Source organism: Brevibacillus sp. NRS-1366 (genome assembly GCF_050467985.1).
Genome location: NZ_JBITPN010000036.1, coordinates 1 through 16,989, shown reverse-complemented (window position 1 = coordinate 16,989; position 16,989 = coordinate 1). Strand labels below are relative to the sequence as shown.

The window sequence follows — 16,989 nt, the reverse complement described above, 5'->3', positions numbered from 1 at the left end:
TTATTGAAGTAACGGGCAGGATAGTGAGTATACCTTGGTTAGTCTCTTTTATTCGTATGAATAAGTGATAACTAAGTTTACGGATTCTAACTATTCAGTGGAAAACCGCTTGGATTAGTGTTACATACTAATTTTTGTCTCCTTTATTGTTTTTTCAGTAACATTTAATCGATTACCCCAATAATAAAACACAACACTACTTAGTGAGATAACTGTTAAAAATAAAAACATGATATAACTATTAAATTCGGACAATAGAAAACCTGATAGCCAAGGACCAAAAAATGAACCTAATGAGGTAAGGCTTACAGCTCCATAATAAGTTCCTCGAATATGATTAGGAGTTATTTCATCAATGATGGCATATTGGGCTGGAATAAGGAAGATTTCCCCCATCGTAAAAACAACCATCGATAATATAAATGTAAATAAATTCAAGGAAAAGGCAAAACCAATAATTCCTGCACTAGACAATAGGGTGCCAATAACAACTGATTGTAACGGTGTTCTTTTTTCCATAAATTTTGAAAAAGGAATACTTAATACAATAATGGTCAGGGAATGGGCGGACCATAAAATCCCTAAGAATTCGATTCCGCTTTTAAAATCCTGATAAAAATACTGGGAAAGCGTGACCGAAAACTGGCCATATACTGTAGTAAACAGTAAACCACCAATAAGAAAGAGTAAAAGAACTTTGTCTTTCGAAACAGCCTTAATAGATGATCTAATTGATGAATTTTCCTGCTGTCCAGAAATACGTTGAATATTATATTTCTTTAGCAAAATATTTAAAATAAGACTATAGGATAGAAAAATACCAAAAGCAATATAAAATGGTGCTGCACTGGTAACTTGTAATCCTAAAATGATGCCGATTATCGGTCCGATTGCAAAACCCAAATTCCTACAAAAATATGTCACTGAAAAGACCTTCATCCGCTTATCGCTCTCTGTAAGATCCCCAATCAATGCCTTAGAACATGGATCAAAAAGCGATAGCGTAAAGCCTTTTACAACAGTTAATATGATAAGCAAAATACCGAAGGATTGAAATGCAAAGCCAAGAAGGATAAAAGCGGAAAGAAATAAGGATGAGATCATTACTTTTCTTCCAATTAGATCCGATAAAGTCCCTCCTAAAAACCCTCCAAACATGGCTGTTATAGAACTAGCCCCTATGATAAAACCAATTTCTGCAATCGAAAGGTTGGTATATTTCCCTAGATAAATAGCGAAATAAGGAACGATCATACCATCCACTAAATGAGTTAAGAAAGCTCCTATTATCATGATTTTCACTACTGGGTGGTACTCTTTCCATTCCGACATTCCAATTACACACCTCCATTTATTTAAGCCGGAATCTATTTTGTATCCCTCATAATTTTGCTCCTCTTTGATTAAGCCTATGTGATTGATGGATATGAGATATTGTATAATGCATTCTGACATCTAAAAAGGTACAATTATTTAAAAATGAACGTGTCAAAGGTGACTGACATGAAGAATACCATTTTTGCTTTTAAAGATGACTCTCCCAAATACAAACAAATCTACGAGCAGTTTAAATTATTTATTGAGCGTGGCGACATTCCAGCTAATGATCCATTGCCCTCCATACGTCAACTTGCAGACTCCCTTCAAGTAAGCCGCAATACGACATTAACGGCATATGAGCAACTTGTTGCTGAAGGCTATATCCGTGGAGAAGGTAGAAAAGGGTTTTTTGTAAATGAATTAGAGCCGCTTTTATTTCAAGATGCTTTCGTTCTTCCTAAAAAAAATCAAACAAAGTCGGTGACACCAGTCCTCATTAATTTCAGAGCAGGTGCCGTAGATCAAACCCATTTTCCCCTGATAATTTGGAGGAGAATAGCCAACCAAGTTTTAACATTACAAGAGAGCTTTGGTTACGGGGAACCCTTCGGTGAACTGTGCTTGCGTGAGCAAATTGCCACATATTTACTTCAATCTCGTGGTGTGAAAACTGATCCAAATGCGATTATTATCGGCAGTAGTACCCAACAAATATTGATTCATCTTGGGCAAATTCTAAAGGATGATTTCCCTAGCATTATCGTAGAGGACCCAGGGTATGATTTAGCTTGGGAAGCTTTTCATTTCCATCGTTTCATGCTTGAAACTTTACCGGTTTATGAAACAGGTGCTGATTTTTCATGTTTAGAAGAAATGAGGTCACGTTTAATCTATGTAACACCTTCACACCAGAGTCCAATAGGAGTAAGCATGTCCATTGGGCAAAGGCAAATGCTTATTCATTGGGCTAACAAGAGGCATGGATATATTATCGAAGACGATCATGATAGTGAATTTCGCTATACGCAACAACCATTTCCAGCACTCGCTTCCATTGATTCAACTAGAGTTATCTATCTAGGGAATTTCTCAAAGTCCTTTCTTCCAGGAATCCGTCTAAGTTATATGGTGCTTCCACAACTACTATTAGACCGATATAAAAATCAATTTCTTCATTTCGAAAGTACCACTTCACTCCTTAGCCAGCTCACAATGGCTAAATTTATGGAAGAAGGGGAGTGGAATCGCCATATTAAACGGATGCGTCTTGTTTATAAGCGAAAAATGCACTGTATAGTTTCAGAGTTAAAAAAACAATTCAGTCAAGATGTATCTATTATTGGGGAGCAGTCTGGGTTGTACTTATTAGTTAAGGTGCATCTAAAACGATCAGAAGAATGGTTAATCGAGCGTGCTTCCTTTTACGGGGTTAAAGTGTATCCTACCTCCATCTATTTCATAAAAAATCATTCCAATGAACCCATAATTAAACTTGGATTTAGTAATCTTACTTGTGAGGAAATCAAGTTGGGCGTACAACTTTTAAAAAAGGCTTGGTCATAATAAGCGCCCTAAAAAAAAGAGGTATTCAGGAATGTGTTTTTTAGCTCCTGAATACCTCTCTATAATTTTCTAAATTGATTTCTAACCACATAGCAGATTCGGTACTTTTGCGTTTAATGAGAAGTTTCACAGGTGTAACGCCACAAATTTTATTACATCAAGACGTTGGAAAGCTGAGAACGACGGCCCCCTCTTTGAGGCGCTGACGGATCAGTCTGGCACACTTCTCGGCGGTAAGAAGCGAAGTATCAACCGCCATGTCATAGATACCCAATTTCAATTATCCTGCCAAATAGTAAACGATGCCGCCAGATCATATCAAGCAGCCTCTAATTTTTTTGCTAAGCTATCGACCCCGTTAGCCAACCATGCAGCGCAGCTGCACCACAGATTTTGAAAATGGATCTGTGTGTCCATAATGACAGGTAGGCTGGCGAAGAAGGTCGTTTCAACATGGTGCCTTGAGCCCAACCGTTAGTCTGACTCCGGCGACCACGGTGCATCACAGATTGTCGCACCCTTTTTGGGTAGCACGTATGGGAGATTAATCCTTTTTGGTTGTTGCACCAGCCTGCCTTTTCATTTATGAAGTGAGTTATTTTGTCGGTTGTTTATTTCAATTATGAAGTAGAGGCACAGCTTTTTTTAAAAACTTTTTGGCTGGGCTTACTTTTTTATTGCCTTTTTTGGTTTTTATTTTCATGGGAGCATAATGGTCATCTATTCCAGAGATTCCATACGAGCTATTCGCCGAAATGATTATTCGATCCTGCCCGTTTATCCCGTCCTCATGTCTGCTAATGTTCGGGAAACTCGCAAAAGGGCAGAAATATTCAAGTGACCGGCATATAGGCTTCTTTCATAACTCATCCTTTTCCAGGTGTAATCCATTAGGAAATATTAAAAAACCCGCTCCAGAGCAATGGAAAGCGGGTTTACTTTTCAGTATCTAAATGATAATAATATGCAATGCTCCAAGAATATCTATAAGGCTACCGTTTTCGTAGCCACTTTTTCTTGAAATGCCTGATCATGCTCAACAAAAACCATTGTGGGATTAAAGCTTTGAAGAAGCTCTTCAATTTGCATACGTGAATAAACATCAATAAAATTTAGTGGCTCATCCCAAATATATAAATGTGCTTTTTCACATAAACTTTTAGCTATAAGCAACTTTTTCTTTTGTCCACCAGAATAGTGGGATATATCTTTTTCAAACTGGATACGGTCAAAATCCATTTTTCGTAGAATAGATTTAAATAACTGTTCATCAATCTGATTTTCTTCAATAAAGTCAGATAACTTTCCCTTTAAATGAGAGGTATCTTGTTGCACATAAGAAATGACAAGGCTTGAATCAACGTTCAAAGCACCTGTATGCTGGAGTGGCTTCCTTAGGATTAGTTTTAAGATACTACTTTTTCCACTACCATTTTTTCCAACAAGAACAACTCGGTCTCCTGGTTCAACATGAAAACTTATTGGCGTATTAACTAATTCACCATCATACATAACAGACACATCCGTTAACTGAATTAGTTCTTTAGATTTGTATTCCAATGGCTCTAACAGTAATGACTCCGTTTTTTCCACATTTTTTAGCAACTTTGACTTTTCTTCAATAGCTTTCTGTTGCCTTGACTCCAGGTTCTTTGCACGTTTCATCATTTTCGCAGCTTTATGTCCTACATAGCCCTTGTCCAATTTAGAACCAGAATTTGTTGTACCATTTTTGGAAGCTTCTACTTGATCAGACCAATTGGCTGAACGCTTTGAAGATTGTTGCAGCCTCCCAATATCTTTTTGCAAACGCTCATTTGTTGCTTTCTCATGTTCCTGCTGCCTGTCAAAATTCAGTTTCCAAGAAGAATAATTACCACTTTGAACTTCTATATTGGCTCTGTTTAGTGACAAGATATGATCAACACAGCCATCCAAGAAATTTCTATCATGTGATATTAAAATGAATCCTTTTTTTCTTTTTAAATAATTTGAAACCATCTTTCGTGTAGGAGTATCTAGGTGATTGGTCGGCTCATCAATTAATAAAAATTGCCCTTCATTCAAAAACAGTGCAGCAAGTAGAACCTTCGTTTGTTCCCCATTCGATAATGTTTCAAATGGCCGGTACATCACTTCAGCATTGACATCTAAATAAGATAATTCACGAAGAAACTCCCAATCTTCTGCCTGGGGACATATCTCTTCTAATATTTCATGTGTGAATCTGCTTTTATCCGAGACTGGATATGGAAAATAATTAAATTCTATCGAAGAAACAATTTTTCCGCTGTATTCATATTTTCCCAATAATAGATTAAAAAAAGTTGTCTTGCCTCGTCCGTTTCGACCAATAAATCCAAGCTTCCAATCCGTATCTATTTGAAAGCTAACATCTTCAAAAATATTATCAAAGCTGCTTGGATAAGAAAAAGTCAGGTTTTGTACTTGAATCATTGACATGTGAAGTTCCTCCTTTTTATAACACAATACTTCTTTATAAAAAGTCGGTACATATCCATCTATTCTCATTTAACTCCGTATAAGTTTAATGGATATCAACGACTTATACGGAGTAAGTCATGTGTCACAACCGTGTCTGTACTCATGTTATCCCTCCATCATAAAATTATAGATTTTACTTATTATGTCCGTATAGTTGACCTCACATATTTTAATATAAATAGTTGAAGATAACTGCTCGTTAGTTTTGAAAACAGCAGCCAATTACAGCGGCTGCTGTTCTACGTGTGTATTACGCTATCGATCCCGTTAGCCAATCATGCAGCTCGCTGCACCACAGATTATGAAAATGGATTAGTGCGTCCATAATGATTGATAAGCTGGCGAAGAAGGTCGTTTCAACTTGGTGCCTTGAGCCCATCCGTTAGTCTGACTCCGGCGACCACGGTGCATCACAGATTGTAGCACCCTTTATGGGTAGCACGTATAGTAGATTAATCCTTTTTGGTTGTTGCACCAGCTCAGCCTATTTCTTATGTTGAAGGAACGCGCAATTTTAAAGCTGACTAATTTGATATTTAGCATAGGCACAGCCCTTTTTTTAAAACCCTTTGGCTGGGTCCATTTTATTCTGCCTTTTTGCGTTTTTATTTTCATAGGAGCTTAATGCTGCTACCGTCGCGCACCCACCTCCTCCACTTTACCATGTATCTCCTTTTTCTTGCGATAAAACATAACCCGCGGTGATTCTAAATCACCACGGATCGCCACTCCCAGAAAACCGCCGCCTCCGAAACTACCTGCCTGGAGGCATGGCTTTGTTCAGTTCACTAAACAACTTTATTTCAATTAAAGAACTTTATTTTCTTTCGCCACCAGATAAAATAATTTGCATATCCACGCCCCATGCGTTACCATTTTTACATCGACAAATTTGCAGGTCTATACAAGGAGGATCACACGCCCATGTGCCCCCGTACCAAAGAACAAAATGAGCTCATCCGCATGCAGCGCAAAGAACAGATCCTGGACGCCGCCGCGCGCGCCTACTTCCGCACGGGTGGCAGCTTTGATATTCGCGACGTCGCCCGTGGGGCCGAGCTCGGTTACGGCACGGTATACCATTATTACCCCAACCGGCATTTATTAATAGAAGATGTGCTGGGCAGCGGCTTCGAGCGATGCGAGCAAGCCCTGGCAGAATGGGCAAACATCTGCGGCGGCAGCCCGGATGACAAGCAGCTGTTGACGTATTGCAAAGCGCTGCTCCGGCTGTGGCAGTCGGACGCCCGCGCATATCTAGTCTACAAAATGGCGGCGGAACATTATGCAGGCTTGCCTGAGAAGGATCGGCACCCCGCCAAGAGACGATTCATGGAACGGCTGTACGTTCCACTCCAATCGATCGCCCAGCGCGAAGACGACAGCGTCGACCATATGCTTGCTGTGCTGGTTGGCTGCTACGGGCTGCACTACTATGCGGTCACTTCCAAGCTGGACGTCGATCGAATCGCCCACCTCGCAATGCAAGCTATTACGAAGGAGTCCTAATACGAACATGATCATCCTAAAAAGCAAGCATGAAATTGAGGCCATCCGCAACGCATGCCAAGTAGTGGCCGAATGTCATCGCACGATCGCCCCGCTCATCAAACCGGGCATCACGACGAACGATATTGAGCGCATATTCGAGGATATTATTTTAAAGCACGGCGCCAAGCCATACACGAAGGGCTACATGGGCTATCAATATGCGACCTGTGCCTCCGTCAACGACGTGATCGCGCATGGCTTTCCTAGCGATAAGCCACTCGAGGAAGGCGATATTGTGACGATCGACACGGTCGCGGAGCTCGACGGATGGCTCGGCGATTCGGCCTGGAGCTATGCGGTCGGGAAGATCTCGCCTACGGCTGAGAATCTGATGCGCGTCACGAAGGAATGCCTTGACCTGGGCATCGCGCAGGCGCAGCCCGGCAATCGGCTCGGCGACGTGACGAGCGCGATCCAGCGGCATGCCGAATCGAACGGCTTCGGCGTTGTGCGCGACCTTCTCGCTCATGGCATCGGCCGGGACCTGCACGAGGATCCGAACTATACGCATGTCGGCAATCCCGGCAAAGGCCCCCGCATCAAGGAAGGCATGGTGTTCACGATCGAGCCCATGATCACCGAAGGCACCTACTACATGACAATCGATCCGGACGGCTGGACCGCGCGGACGCTGGACCGCAAGCTCGCTGCCCAATACGAGCATACGATCGCCATCACGGCTGAAGGTCCACAAATCCTGACGGAGCAATAGAATAATTAGAAGCCGACCAGCGAGATGGTCGACTTCTTTTTTACGTATTCGGTATAGCATCTTTCTTCATCCGATATATGCTTTCATCCTTTCTCTTATAGAGCACAAAGGAAATTTCCGGATAATGACTGGCTCCGATATTACGGTAATCGATATCTCGTTCCCGCAGCGCTGCTACACCACAGATAATGAAAATGGTTCAATGCATAAGCTGGCGAAGAAGGTCGTTTCAACATGGTGCCTAGTGCCCACCCGTTAGTCTGACTACGGCGACCACGGTGCATCACAGATTGTCGCACTCAATTTTGAGTAGCACGTATGGGAGATTAATCCTTTTTGGTTGCTGCACCAGCCAAGCCCATTTTTTATGTTTAAAGCAAACTCGATTTTTATGCCGACTAATTTAATGCTTGGAATAGGCACAGCTTTTTTTAAAAACCATTAAGCTGGGTCCACTTTCTTATTGCCTTTTTGCGTTTTTATTTTCATGGGAGTTTAACTTGGCCCCAGTCTAAAACTTTATTATCTCTGGACAGCTGGGAATTGTACAGCTGCCTGTGTGGGTTCTGCCTGGCTTTGTAGAAAGCTTCTTTCAGTACCACCCTGAGAGTGCATAAGAGGCGTTTTCCGTGCTGCGCATGGATAGAGCTTCATTATCTATCTCGTCTCCCCTCGCCGGGACCCCTACAGAGTGCGTTCGTTTTGCCTACAATTGACAAGCACGAGACACGGTCGTGCGGATCGACTTCCTGAATATATCAACGAACAAGCAGGGCGATTAACCCTGCTGTAGATTTTTAAGATTTCGTCTTTTTATATTTCGTCTTTTTATATTTCGTCTTTTTATATTTTGATTTTGTAGATTTCGTCTCTTTAGATTTCGTCTTTTTATATTTTGATTTTGTAGATTTCGTCTCTTTAGATTTCGTCTTTTTAGATTTCGTTTTTTTAGATTTCGTTTTTTTAGATTTCGTTTTTTTAGTTTGCGTCTTCTCTTTGTGGTTGCTCGATTATTCGTGCAGATACACTCCCCATTTAGACGCGCAGCCATTCCTTGTGGTCCATATGCTGCCTGTGGTCCATATGCTCCTTGTGGCCCATGTGCTCCTTGTGCTCCATATGGTCCTTGTCCTCCATATGCACCTTGTCCTCCTTGTGGTCCTCCATATGCTCCTTGTGCTCCATATGGTCCTTGTCCTCCATATGCACCTTGTCCTCCTTGTGGTCCTCCATGTGCTCCTTGTTGTGCTCCATATGCTCCTTGATCTCCATATAGTCTTTGTCCTCCACATGGGCCTTGTCCTCCATATGGTCCTTGAGCTACATATGACCCTTGTGATCCATATGGCCCCGGATATCCACCTACACGCTTATTGGTATATTGTGACGAACCACTATATGCATTGTTGTATCCCTGATTTTTCTGATTCAAGAAATACTCCCCCCTTTCTTTTATGTAGACAGGTTATGAGAAGAAGTTTCCCACCGCTTGGACGTGTATATGGAAGCGAGAAAAATGTGCGACACAATGGAGACAGCAATTATTTACTATCAATTGGCAATAATCGGGCGATCGTTACAAATAAGCTTCTTGAAATGCTATCGACGCCCTTTTTCTTTTGTCTGTATTGCAAAACCTTACAACTTGTTGTTCTCCCGTTAGTAGTAACGAAAAGAGAGTCCCCTCTTTAGAATGGTGTTCAGTGAAAATAAAGTATTAGACCGGAACCCCTTATGGTACAAGGAGTTCCGGTCTTCTAAATCACTAGAATTTGAGTATTAGCTACAAGGGACGCCACCCGAGCCACTACCGCGTCAATGTGCTTAGCGCTATAGATCGCGACATTTGGTAGCGTCTCAATACCCGCTAGCTTCTGGCCAATCGGAATTCAAGCGTGTAGCTGGCATCCTCGCCATCTTCTGGGGTGTCGTATTGATTTTCCTGCACCCAGGTTGCCGCTGCGTCTCCCAGGTTATGAAGCTTTGTCAGCGCGCGTTCCGTCACCGTTACGACGTTATCCGAATCGTTGCTATCCGTGAACTGACGCACCGCTTCCGCAGGGAGCGGCTTCCCTGGGTCCGTTTTGTTCCAAGCCGTAAGGGCGTCCAGATGAAAAATATCAAGGGCAATCAGATCGGCCGGTGCCCAGGCAGCCCAAAGCGCGGTGGAGATGAGCGTTAACGCGGCTACCACCGCCAGAGCAATGAGCGCAGTGGATAAAGCGACATTTACAAGTTTGGCCAATGCGGCAACGAGACCTTCACCGGAAACGGCAAGTGAGACGACATCCTTCAAGACGTGAACCCAAGCGTCCCAAAATCCTTGAAGTTGATCGCGGGCGGCTGACTCGCTGTCTACCTCAAAGCCGAGTATAGCGATTACTCTTACACCATACAGCTCGAATGACGCCGGTCCGAATATGTCGCGATTATAAGCTCCTGAAGACTCCCCATCGTCCATGTCCTCCCAAGGAGGACGCGGGAAGGACTTGCGGTCGATCATTTTTATTTCAAGCCCTGAGGCTCCAGCAGGCGGTACGGGCACGGCGTTTGGAACGATATGTCCGATAAAAGCGTCCCACCAAATTTCATCGGAGCCCCAGCCCGGCGTTTCGCGATTGCATCGCCCGCGCTCGCTCCACATCTGATAACAAACGTTAGGGTCTGCCTCGATCCGCAGCAGGAGCTTATTGGATATTAGCACAGGGGGTGTACTACTGTCGTAAATAGCGTTGGTGACGTTCGCGACCATGACCGAAACTTCATAAATACCCGGCGGAAGCGGTGCGCCCGGGATCACAGGATGACTGGAGGGAATTGGGAGGTCAATCCAATCGTAGACGCGCTCGTCCACGATAAAATGATCCGTCGCATCCTTCAAAGGTGTCTCTTGATCGCCCCATACGGCAGCTTCCTGCTCGATGATAACACTCGGATCGGTCGTCAGGACGAGACGGACTTTGACCGTCGGCGTGATGAAATTGAAGCCCCGCAGTTTGATCGATCCCCCGGGCATATGCGCGGGAATGCGTAGGCATTCATTGCCTTTCGTATAGTTCGGTCCGCCCTCGCAGTTGTTGCCGAAAAGACTTCCGGGCGGCGCCGGCGCAGGATGCACGCGCTCACATGTCGCCAGAATACTTCCGGTACCATTCGGCTTGTAGGTGCATTCCTGAGCGTACTGGTAATTTTGCCAAACATGCTCGCCACCCGGGACGGGTTTGAAACTTTCGAGGTTCCCGTATTCCTCATAGCTGAACATATCTGGGCAAACGGCCGTTAACCAAGGCCACGGCCCTTGATAAATCGTTGCTCCGCTGCCATTCGGTCCTCGAAACACTTTATTGTCCCAGAATCGAACTTGGCCGGGACCCTGTACACCGCCAGAATTCTTGAACAGGGTTTGTCCTTAGCCAGTCTAATACTTTATTTTCTCTGATTACACTGACCTTATGGTTCAACTATTGACCCTACAAAAAGCCATGCGTTTGTCTGACGATCTTCAATTGCGAAGAAGAACGGTCGGTTTATCGTCATTTGGAACGGCGTATCGATCGGAGCGGAAGCCTGTGCCATATGAACGGAAGTGACTGCAGCCGCCTCAGTTCCTTTTTCATTGACCTCGACGATCGTTTTATGTGTTATCGCACTGATGAACAGATTCGGTGGAACAGGAGCAATACTGGAAAAGTCTGCTTCTACTTCGTCAAAAGGGACAGTCAAGCCCATGGACTTAAGCGGTTCTTTCAATTCTTGTTCGTATTCGACCTTGAACCGGGGAAGCTTGATCTCGCCCTGGCTCTGTTGGAACGGTTGTCGCCAGCGATTGTGATCCGACCAAAGCTTGTTATGGAGGTCATCCAATGATGAAGTCTCGGCTGGAACAATGATCAGCATGTCCATCTGCCCCTCTCCGTATGGCAAGCGAATGGCTTGAAATTCCTCATCACTTAAATATTCGTAGGTGCCTGTCTGGACCATCATCTGCACCTGCTTAGTGGAACCGTCAGGCAGCCTGAAGCTTTCTTCTTTCGTTGCGGATTGTTGGAACTCTTTTTTCCAACCTCCATTGAAATAGACCGCGTTCATCAGGATCAAGACTTCCATGGGATCGATAGATTCGATAAGGTTGGGAATTTTTCCGTTTGTATTCTTGTTTATCCAATCATTAATTGTATTTGGCGCTTCGGGATCATTAAAATCCAGTTCGGTTACTTTGGCATAGTAATACTCCTGAATTGCTTTCGTAAAATCACTGTGGAGCGATGTTCCATGACGTAACCAAAGTGAATTGGCAATACTCATTTGAACGCCACTGCTCGGCTGATTCAAAAGAGATATGAACGACTTGTTACCCCGATTCACTTCATCAAGAGACATGTCTCGCCAACCCATTATTTTGGCCATCGAAGTTTGTGATTCCCCGTTACTGCCGATGTAAGTCATGGCGAGCGCCATTGAAATGCTGATCGGCGAAATCATTATGTTCTTCTGCTGTTTCTCTTTTGCTTGTACAAGTTGCTGATAGAGCTGCATCCCGAAATCGTTGCTTGATTTCACGATACGTGCATCAACCTCTGCCGCCAGCGCTTGGCGATTCTCCAAAGATATCAACTTTGCAGAAGAGTGATTGCACGCAGTCACAAACATAACTAGCAGAATAACCACCATATGCAGCCTACCTTTTTCTATAATCGACATCTATTTTGATCCCCCCACCTTTCATATGCTTATTAGACGGGGAACTTTTTCTAATGTTTCCGTACAACTGACTGAACTGTGTCTGACAATAATAATGTTTTAGACTGGAATCGTTGATCTTACAACGTTCTTCGATTGATAATTTTGTAGCTTTTGAAAATAAGTTATAGACTGTTCCAATAAAAGAAAAAGCGGTGGTTTAAGACCTTGTTAATAAGTCTTAGACTGCCGCTGTTGTTGTTGTTCTAAGAAAATAAAGTTGTAGACTGCACCTTATCTTATTGGGCTATCGTTCTCAGTTAGCTTAACATGTTATGTTCTTTCTCGTAAATTCAGTTATTGAGGCATGTGGTTTAGCTGCTATTTCACCAATAAGGGTACGAAAAGCCATACCGTGTCCAGTTATGTGGAGTGCTGTTCACTGTTGGTGAGGAAAGACAATTAATTCGGAGAAGTATTGGCGGAATTAGAAAAAAGGGGCGGAGAACCCCTCTTTTTTGTTGCCTAATTCAGTTTTGTAAAGTACCTTATTTCTTCTTTATCCGCACAGAACCCAACCGATTCGTATAGAGACAAGGCGGATTTATTTGTAGTTAATACCATGAGGTTAGCATATTGTAGCTGATTAGCTTTGAGATATCTCAAAGCTTGTGTAAGCAAAAACTTGGCAATTCCTCGCTTCCTCCATGTTTCACGCACATAAACATCTTCTATTACACCATGGTCTTCCTCTTGCCACGACATCAATCCACCAACAATGGTTTCAAATTGTCGTATTACCATGGATGTCCATAGTTTGTTATTCTTGTACTCAGATAACCTGTTAAGTCCTAGTGGAGTGTCAGGCCAAATTTCGGCTTCTACGTCAAGGTAATCTCTTTCTTCGCTAGATGTCTCCATCTTCCAGTATGAGAAATGAAACTCCTCTTGTAGCTTTAACTCAGGGATCGGTTCATTCAAATCTCGTTTCATGCGATACAAACTATTCAGATGAAGGTATCCTTTTTGGATAAAAAACTGATTGTTTGCTGTTTCTGTCGAATCGTTACCAACGCAAAGTATTGTTCCATATTCTTTAGGCAAAGTTTCTTTTAAATGATTTGCTCTTATGAAAAGATACTGATAGACGTTGTCGAGCAAAGAAATGTCATTTTCTCTTTCGGGAACGGTTTTAAGATTGATGTATATAGAGTGATTGTTCTCTTTTGAACGACCAGGAGGTACAACGTTAATGATGCTAACTTGCCCCTTAGCGACCATTTTCCCATCTTCAAATGCGCAATAAACGTTACCCCAATTATCTTCGTCCCCGACCCACCAAAATGTTGCATTTTCTTTTGCTGTTACTGATTGGTACAACTCGCCAAGCAATGGCATGTCTCCATGTTGGAAATTACGTATGAAAATTTCTGTTGATGATTGGCTCAAAATAATACCCCTCTCAGAAATAGGGGATTTCGCAGTTTAGAGGGCTAGCTATGCGAGTTCCCTTTAATAAATTGCCCTTTGTTAACATTTGTTTACTCACAAAAAACGCCCGATTTAACAATTATTACCATTGACGGTAACATACCTTGGCCTTTGTATCAAACATATTTACAACTATAATTATGTTCTCAACCACGTATGTAATACTGTTCATACTGAACAGCTTTAAGTCCTGCTCCCTGACTCTCCATGTTGTGCCGCCTAACTTTATAGCGGTTAGCTTACCTTCATTAATCCACTTGTAGATAACTTTAACGTTGATGCCTAGCATTTGAGCCACATTAGTTACTGTGTAAAGCTTCCCTAGCAGTTTTTCCACTATTGCGGCTTCGTTCTGCTGCGATATCCTGCCCAATCGTTGAATAACTGGCCGCCAGTCTAACACTTTATTTCTTAGTCTAGCACTTTATTTTTCGGTCTAATACTTTATATTTCAGTCTACAACTTTATTTTCACGGAACAGTTGTTCAACTTAGTTAAATAATGTCCTGGTCACGGTTTAATCTTTTGACCTCGTTTTCTAAATAATTTAAACGTTTGTGTATTCTATATATGATTGGCAGATATGCAATAACAACGAGTATAACCCATCCCATGTACACCCCACCTTTTCAAAATTATTAATCCCCCCAAAAACAGTATCACAATATATGGTAAAATTGTGGTTTTATTTTCTTATTAACTAAACTGCCCGTTAGTTTAGCAAAGGCTACCAGTATTAAACCTCGGTTTGTTCCGCTATCCTCTATTCAGCTTGTTTTTCCCTTCTTCAGTCAACACGAACCAGTAGTCTTTTTCTAGTTCATCATTGCTATCTTGGAATCTCGATGTCTCCCTTATCTAATATCATCACATATTCCAAATTCACTTCACCATCTGAATACCTAGTTCCATTTACAGAACTCTCTGGAAAGGTTTCTTTATTCGTCTGATCATATGGAATCCAACCAAAAAACATATCTTGTTTGGGAGAAAAATTATTAATAAACAAATTTGGTTGTTTTGCTGATTCTACTTTTATGTATGCATTCATAAATGTTACCCAATCGTCGGACAGTTGCATCAATCCATAAGATTTCTCTTGAGCAAAGACTCTCTTCTCCATTTGTACTCTTGGATCGTAATGCTCTATCCCTTCTGTGATACGATATCCTCTGTCTCTAATTAAATAAAAATGAATAGAACTCAATTGATCTTTTGGGTGAATATTCCACACGAGATATAACGATGAAGGATCGTTTATATTAAACTTCCATAGCATTGGTTCCCCCTTTGTATCAATCGAGGCAACCTTCCATTTATGATTTTTCCATACCCAATAGCTAAGACCGTAGTCATCTTTCTTGGAAATAAAAGGCACTAACACGTGGCGTTCGTCAACAGGAATCGTGTCTTGAATGATACTTGCGGTCGCTTCTGGAAAGATACTATTCATCTCTTCAACCAATTGTTCATTTGTTGGAAAAGAAGTAGGCATCGAAAAATAGAACCAGTATACAATGATTGATAGCAATATAATAAAAATACCAAGAGACCACAACTTTTTTTTCGTCATTTTTATTCTCCCCCCTCTATTAGCGAATCATTGGAGCGAAAATAAAGTTGCTTCTTCGGTGTTGATAATAAAATTCCTTTACCATCGTCTTCAATATAAATCAATGTATGAAGACCACTACCCCATTTTGATGAAGTTCCAATGAGTTGATATGGAAACCGTTCGTTTCTTTTATTCGATTCAGTATTAATATAGGTCTCTTTGTACCACTGATCACTATAAATTGCTTCCTGTCTCAATGTATCGAGTTGCTTTAGAAGGCTATCTTTATTTAGTGATCTGTCTTTAGCTGATGGGTGAATATTTATAATGGAAGCATTCTCAACATTTGAGATATAGACTGATAGCTCGTCTTTGGGGTATATCACATGATGGAGTGGTATTGTTATTAAAGTTGATGCAAAGAAAATAAAATTCGCCCCAAAGCCTAACCAAGCAAAAGATCGATAAGTCTGCCACCTTTCATCTTTTCCTTTAAAAACAAAATACAAGATCCATACACCAAGAGGTAAAATTGGCAACTTAAATATCGTATCAAACATATTCCAATTAATTGAAAAGGAAAAAAGACCGGCAAGTATTATTAGTGGAATCTTCCATACTTTCGGTTTTACAATATGTTTTTGATAAATTCTATAGGCAAAAAAAACAATAACAACCCACCCTAAAATTACACTTAATGCTTCGATCGCATTATAATTTACATTTATCTCCATTTAATTCCTCCTCTTTCGCTCTGTAATCATCCGAATACAACCTCTTATCGAACAATCGAATCCCGCTGGGAAAGACTAAACCTCCGAGTTTCCTTTATTTTACCATTAATTACATTTCCATCTATCCAAATTATTGAAGTTGTCTATTCCACTATCTAACTGCCTGTTAGCTTAGCAATAAAGCTGCCCATGAAGGCAGCTTTGGTTTTGAACTGTTATTCAACTATCCGATCCCTGTTAGTTGAATCCTTTTAATGAATCATCTACTTGATTTTTCGTTACCTGAAAGGAGAATTCTCATGCTGTTCTCCGGATATCGCCCAGATCTCATGTGAAGTTGCCAACGATATTCCCGCTAGTGATCATTTTTTCAACCACGCCAGAAGAGCCCAGCACCTTTCCATGCTGCCCACCTTCAGGAGACAGCTGCCCTTGTCGTACAAATATTCAGGAGAATCCTGCATCAATGATGAAATTCCTTCCAGATAGGATAATGCCTCACTGAATTGCCGTTTCTCCATAAGCAATCGGGCAGTTTCGATTTTAGCGGGGGTGTCATGCGGATTGATACGAAGCTGGTTCTTTAAGGAGGATAAACGTAACAGTCGTGAGATTCATCTTACTATTTTCTTTTTTATGACACTTTTTTTATTTTTGACTCCTTCTTCGATTGAATGTACATGAACTTTCGTTTCCTTACAAAATACGAGACAATAACAAAGACCGTAATCAGCGAAGTCATATAAAACTGGGAACGCATAGATTCATCGAAAAACATGCCGATAAGTACGCTTATAATGCCCATAATCGTTACATAATTGACACTCCCACCCCTAAAGGGGCAAGGTCACTAAAGGGACTGGGATTCTTAGCTAGTT

The 16,989-nt window shown here is 41.8% G+C and carries 13 protein-coding genes; 3 read left to right on the top strand and 10 right to left on the bottom strand.

The annotated features are described in order from the left end of the window. Positions 1-120 precede the first annotated feature (120 nt). Positions 121-1,332, bottom strand: coding sequence for an MFS transporter (locus tag ACIFQN_RS24460; protein ID WP_429835649.1), 1,212 nt, complete (start codon positions 1,330-1,332; stop codon positions 121-123). Positions 1,333-1,503: 171 nt separating this feature from the next. Between ACIFQN_RS24460 and ACIFQN_RS24455 the strand changes: the two genes are divergently transcribed. Further along, the gene (locus ACIFQN_RS24455) at positions 1,504-2,883 is read left to right on the top strand and encodes a PLP-dependent aminotransferase family protein (RefSeq protein ID WP_429835648.1); all 1,380 of its coding nucleotides are present in this window, start codon (positions 1,504-1,506) and stop codon (positions 2,881-2,883) included. Between the two features lie 984 nt (positions 2,884-3,867). On the opposite strand, the gene ACIFQN_RS24450 is transcribed toward ACIFQN_RS24455, so the two are convergent. Continuing rightward, the gene (locus ACIFQN_RS24450) at positions 3,868-5,346 is read right to left on the bottom strand and encodes an Lsa family ABC-F type ribosomal protection protein (RefSeq protein WP_429835647.1); all 1,479 of its coding nucleotides are present in this window, start codon (positions 5,344-5,346) and stop codon (positions 3,868-3,870) included. 966 nt (positions 5,347-6,312) lie between these two features. Here ACIFQN_RS24450 and ACIFQN_RS24445 point away from each other — a divergent pair. Continuing rightward, positions 6,313-6,897, top strand: a complete 585-nt coding sequence (locus ACIFQN_RS24445; RefSeq protein WP_429835646.1) for a TetR/AcrR family transcriptional regulator — start codon at positions 6,313-6,315, stop codon at positions 6,895-6,897. A gap of 7 nt (positions 6,898-6,904) precedes the next feature. Beyond that, positions 6,905-7,651 (top strand): type I methionyl aminopeptidase, encoded by a 747-nt coding sequence (gene map, locus ACIFQN_RS24440; RefSeq protein ID WP_429835645.1) that lies wholly within the window; start codon positions 6,905-6,907, stop codon positions 7,649-7,651. Positions 7,652-8,686: 1,035 nt separating this feature from the next. On the opposite strand, the gene ACIFQN_RS24435 is transcribed toward map, so the two are convergent. The 8 genes from ACIFQN_RS24435 to ACIFQN_RS24400 form a co-directional block, all read right to left on the bottom strand. Then, positions 8,687-8,941 carry a hypothetical protein gene (locus tag ACIFQN_RS24435; RefSeq protein ID WP_429835644.1) on the bottom strand — a complete coding sequence of 85 codons (255 nt, stop codon included), beginning with the start codon at positions 8,939-8,941 and terminating at the stop codon, positions 8,687-8,689. Positions 8,942-9,518: 577 nt separating this feature from the next. Then, on the bottom strand, positions 9,519-10,667 hold the full coding sequence (locus ACIFQN_RS24430; protein WP_429835643.1) for a hypothetical protein: 1,149 nt from the start codon (positions 10,665-10,667) through the stop codon (positions 9,519-9,521). A 434-nt stretch (positions 10,668-11,101) separates the two neighbouring features. Next, positions 11,102-12,352: a serpin family protein gene (locus ACIFQN_RS24425; protein ID WP_429835642.1), complete on the bottom strand. Its 1,251-nt coding sequence runs from the start codon at positions 12,350-12,352 to the stop codon at positions 11,102-11,104. A gap of 504 nt (positions 12,353-12,856) precedes the next feature. Then, positions 12,857-13,780 carry a GNAT family N-acetyltransferase gene (locus ACIFQN_RS24420; protein WP_429835641.1) on the bottom strand — a complete coding sequence of 308 codons (924 nt, stop codon included), beginning with the start codon at positions 13,778-13,780 and terminating at the stop codon, positions 12,857-12,859. Positions 13,781-13,904: 124 nt separating this feature from the next. Further along, a complete protein-coding gene (locus tag ACIFQN_RS24415) occupies positions 13,905-14,159 on the bottom strand; it encodes a helix-turn-helix domain-containing protein (RefSeq protein WP_429835640.1) in 255 nt (84 codons plus the stop codon). Positions 14,160-14,651: 492 nt separating this feature from the next. Next, entirely contained in the window at positions 14,652-15,395 is a 744-nt protein-coding gene (locus tag ACIFQN_RS24410) for a hypothetical protein (RefSeq protein WP_429835639.1), read from the bottom strand. A gap of 2 nt (positions 15,396-15,397) precedes the next feature. After that, the gene (locus ACIFQN_RS24405) at positions 15,398-16,111 is read right to left on the bottom strand and encodes a hypothetical protein (protein ID WP_429835638.1); all 714 of its coding nucleotides are present in this window, start codon (positions 16,109-16,111) and stop codon (positions 15,398-15,400) included. Positions 16,112-16,473: 362 nt separating this feature from the next. Continuing rightward, positions 16,474-16,716, bottom strand: coding sequence for a tetratricopeptide repeat protein (locus tag ACIFQN_RS24400; protein ID WP_429835729.1), 243 nt, complete (start codon positions 16,714-16,716; stop codon positions 16,474-16,476). Between the last annotated feature and the right edge of the window lie 273 nt (positions 16,717-16,989).

What these genes read in the sequence shown, in the direction of transcription:
- ACIFQN_RS24460 (WP_429835649.1), bottom strand. Translation starts at nt 1,332, where the DNA reads ATGTCGGAATGGAAAGAGTACCACCCAGTAGTGAAAATCATGATAATA.
- ACIFQN_RS24455 (WP_429835648.1), top strand. Translation starts at nt 1,504, where the DNA reads ATGAAGAATACCATTTTTGCTTTTAAAGATGACTCTCCCAAATACAAA.
- ACIFQN_RS24450 (WP_429835647.1), bottom strand. Translation starts at nt 5,346, where the DNA reads ATGTCAATGATTCAAGTACAAAACCTGACTTTTTCTTATCCAAGCAGC.
- ACIFQN_RS24445 (WP_429835646.1), top strand. Translation starts at nt 6,313, where the DNA reads ATGTGCCCCCGTACCAAAGAACAAAATGAGCTCATCCGCATGCAGCGC.
- map (WP_429835645.1), top strand. Translation starts at nt 6,905, where the DNA reads ATGATCATCCTAAAAAGCAAGCATGAAATTGAGGCCATCCGCAACGCA.
- ACIFQN_RS24430 (WP_429835643.1), bottom strand. Translation starts at nt 10,667, where the DNA reads ATGCCCGGGGGATCGATCAAACTGCGGGGCTTCAATTTCATCACGCCG.
- ACIFQN_RS24425 (WP_429835642.1), bottom strand. Translation starts at nt 12,352, where the DNA reads ATGTCGATTATAGAAAAAGGTAGGCTGCATATGGTGGTTATTCTGCTA.
- ACIFQN_RS24410 (WP_429835639.1), bottom strand. Translation starts at nt 15,395, where the DNA reads ATGACGAAAAAAAAGTTGTGGTCTCTTGGTATTTTTATTATATTGCTA.
- ACIFQN_RS24405 (WP_429835638.1), bottom strand. Translation starts at nt 16,111, where the DNA reads ATGGAGATAAATGTAAATTATAATGCGATCGAAGCATTAAGTGTAATT.